The 3,231-nt window shown below is 49.8% G+C and carries 4 protein-coding genes; all 4 read left to right on the top strand.

All coding sequences use genetic code 11. The annotated features are described in order from the left end of the window. Nucleotides 1-465, top strand: a 465-nt coding sequence (locus Q0200_RS07835) for an ABC transporter substrate-binding protein (protein WP_297939982.1), incomplete at its 5' end; no start/stop codon positions are given. A 122-nt stretch (nt 466-587) separates the two neighbouring features. Beyond that, entirely contained in the window at nt 588-1,370 is a 783-nt protein-coding gene (locus Q0200_RS07830) for a hypothetical protein (RefSeq protein ID WP_297939981.1), read from the top strand. Nucleotides 1,371-1,511: 141 nt separating this feature from the next. After that, nucleotides 1,512-2,093 (top strand): flavin reductase family protein, encoded by a 582-nt coding sequence (locus Q0200_RS07825; RefSeq protein ID WP_297939980.1) that lies wholly within the window; start codon nt 1,512-1,514, stop codon nt 2,091-2,093. A gap of 110 nt (nt 2,094-2,203) precedes the next feature. Continuing rightward, a complete protein-coding gene (locus Q0200_RS07820) occupies nt 2,204-2,962 on the top strand; it encodes an SDR family NAD(P)-dependent oxidoreductase (RefSeq protein WP_297939979.1) in 759 nt (252 codons plus the stop codon). Nucleotides 2,963-3,231: the final 269 nt, after the last annotated feature.

Below are 3,231 nucleotides of genomic sequence, written 5' to 3'. Positions count from 1 at the left end.
AGCATAAACGACGTAGAGTTCATCTCTATGGGCATCTCTGCTGCGCAAGCCGCACTTGAAAACGGCAGCGTCGATGCAGCGCTTCTTGCAGGACCAGCAGCTTATAATGCTAAGCAATCAGGACTTCACATCGTGACAACTGGCAAAGGCGTCATCACTCCAGTCATCGTCACGGCTACAAGCGGCGAGTTTTATAAAAAACATAAAGACGTAGTCGAGAAATTTAAAAAGGCTCAGGATGAAATTTTAGACTACATCAAGGCGAACGAGGATGAGGCGCTTAAATTTACGGCCGAAGAGACCGGGCTTAGCATAGAGGCGGTAAATAGCATGTATCCTCAGTACGACTTTAGCTCAAAGATCACGGCTGAAGATATAAAAGCGCTTGAGGCTACGCAAGAATTTATGCTTGAAAGCAAGATGATCGAGCAAAAAATAGATATAAAATCACTTCTACTAAACTAAATTTAAAGGGCAAATTTGCCCTTTAAATTATTCTCGGCACCTTGTAAAAAGCTGCAAATTTTCATTATAATAATGGGCATTAGCCTCGCAAAGGCGCTAAGAAAATAAATTTAAGGAATAAAATGAAAAATTTGATTGTGTTGATACTTTTTGCTATCGCGGCTGTGGCTGGCGAGCCCAAAAAAGGCGAACTAAGCCCAGAAAAAGAGGCGTTTTTAAGTGCGAGATACGAGGAGCTCAAAAAATCTTGCGCCCAAAAGGACGCTAGAGCTTGCAAGCGCATGATCTTGTTTTACCAAAAACAGACCAAAAAGCAAAACGAAAAAGACATCCGCGAGGCGATGCAAATTTTGCTTGATGCGTGCAAGGATGGTAAATTTGACGCATGCGCGGCGGCTGGCGAAATGTATATAAACAACAAAGATTTTATCGCCGCAAGGGAGATTTTGAGTCCGGCTTGCGATAGCGGCTATCAGGATGCTTGCGTGCAGTACGGCAAGAGCCTTGAGGCTGACGGCGCACCAGGCAAGGACGAAAAGCGCGCGAAAAAGCTCTACAAAACCGCCTGCGAAAAGGGCTCGGCGCTAGGATGCGAGCATCTGGGGCTAGCGATCGGCAGCAGCGCGCCGGAGCAGGCCGTGGGCTATATGCGCAAGGCGTGCGAGATGGACGCTTGGCGATGTTTTAGATTCGGCACGATGGCGATGCCTTATGGGGCCAAGGAAGGGGTAATGGCGCTTGTTAGAAGCTGCCACGAAACGGATATGCTCGCAGGTTGCATCATGCTGGCTAAATACCACGAAAAAGAGCTACGCGAGATCGCGGGCGAGGCTGAGGTAAAGCGGCTGCACGCGAGGCTTTGCGAGCTGGTGCCGTATGGAGAACACTGCGAAAAGGCGCGGTAAAATTAGCTAAATTTGAGGTTTTTTGGTTTGAGGCGAGCAGCTCGGCGAGGCGAGGTAAATTTAAAGTCAAATTTAAAAAGCTCGCCAAGGCGGCTCAAAAAAGCGGGCAAATTTAACAAAAACCAAGTCAAAGGAGCAAAAATGGCGATTATAAAAGTAGATCTACAAAAATCATATCGTATCCTAAATCCGGGTGCGACCACGCTCGTATCGGCCAAATACGATGGCGACGTCAATGCGATGGCGATAACGTGGGCGCAGGCGCTTGACTACGACAAGGTTACCATCGTGCCGCACAACGGCTCGTACACGAGGACGCTCATCGAAAAGAGCGGGTATTTCGCCGTGCAGATCCCTACGGCCGCGCAGGCGGAGCTGGTTAGCGAGCTGGGTGCCGAAAACAACTCGCGCTTTGATAACGTGGACAAGATGAAAAACGTGGAAATTTTTTATCAAGATGACTCCCGCGTACCGCTGATCGCGGGCTGCGCCGCATGGCTCGTTTGCAAGCGTATCCCCGAGCCTCATAACGAGCAGAGCTATGATCTTTTCATCGGTGAGGTCGTCGCGGCGTATGCGGACGAGCGGATATTTGACGGCGGGCACTGGCTGTTTGAAAAGATCCCTGACGAGCTAAAAACGCTTCACTACGTCGCCGGCGGTCGGTACTATCTGGACGGCAAAGCGGTAGATACCAAACGCACGCCCATAAGCGACGAATAAAACACCCCGCAAAACGCGGGCGAGTTTGTAAATTTAAGATGAGTGCGCGCACGAATACGCGGTGAGCTTCGGTAAAATTTCAAACTAAAGAATCTAAAAAAGGATAGAGAATGAAAAAATATATCGTCATCACCGGCGCGAGTTCGGGTATCGGAGCGGCCGCGGCAAAGGCGTTTGCAAGGCGCGGAGAAAATTTGATCCTAATCGCGCGCAGAGCGGAGCTGCTGCAAAGCTTAAAGGACGAGATCGCTAAAATTTCGCCTGAACCAGACGTCGTGATTAAAATTTACGACCTTGCGCGCAGCGAGAACGTCCTAGCGCTCTGGGACGAGCTAAAAAGCTACGAGCTAAAGGCGCTCATAAATAACGCGGGCTTTGGAGATTACGGCGCGGTCGGCGAGCGCGATCTCGTCAAGGTCTCGCAAATGTTGCAGCTCAACGTCATTTCGCTCACGCTGCTAAGCCACCTCTTCGTACGCGACTACAAGCGCAAGCCCGCCCAACTCATCAATATCTCCTCCGCGGGCGGCTACAGTATGGTGCCAAACGCCGTCACCTACTGCGCGAGCAAATTTTTCGTAAGCGCCTTTACGGAGGGCTTGCACCACGAGCTGGCGCAGGATAAAGAGGCCAAAATGCAGGCTAAAGTTCTAGCGCCCGCCGCGACTAGGACGGAGTTTGGTCCCGTAGCAACGGACGATGCAGGCTACGACTACGACGTGGCTTTTGAGCGCTATCATTCAAGCGAGGAGATGGCGGAATTTCTACTTGCGCTTTACGATAGCGACGCGTGCGTGGGCGCGGTTAATCGCGATAGTTTCGAATTTAGCCTAAGCAAGCCGAGATTTGACTACGCGGGCAAACGCTAAATTTATGCATTATGCGTCGCGCGACGAAGCGTAAAATTTAGAATAACGCAGTGCCTGAGCTAAATTTGACCTCAAAGCGCATTGAAATTTAAAGAAATTTAAGGAGCAAAAATGGGTAAAACGGCTTTGGTCGTAGGTGCTACGGGAGCAGTCGGAGGCGAGATCGTTCGCGGACTTCTGCAAGTTTTTTGATGCTATGATGGCAAAATATGCGCTAAAACCTACCGGAAAAAGAAAATATCATCGAAGTTCCACGATGTCAAAGGCCG

This window comes from uncultured Campylobacter sp. (genome assembly GCF_938045225.1).
GTDB lineage: Bacteria > Campylobacterota > Campylobacteria > Campylobacterales > Campylobacteraceae > Campylobacter_A.
Note: the sequence above shows the minus strand (reverse complement) of the source record. Positions and strands in the feature narration are given on the sequence as shown.

Coding starts and splice junctions, on each gene's coding strand:
- Q0200_RS07820 (WP_297939979.1), top strand. CDS start 2,204: ATGAAAAAATATATCGTCATCACCGGCGCGAGTTCGGGTATCGGAGCG.
- Q0200_RS07825 (WP_297939980.1), top strand. CDS start 1,512: ATGGCGATTATAAAAGTAGATCTACAAAAATCATATCGTATCCTAAAT.
- Q0200_RS07830 (WP_297939981.1), top strand. CDS start 588: ATGAAAAATTTGATTGTGTTGATACTTTTTGCTATCGCGGCTGTGGCT.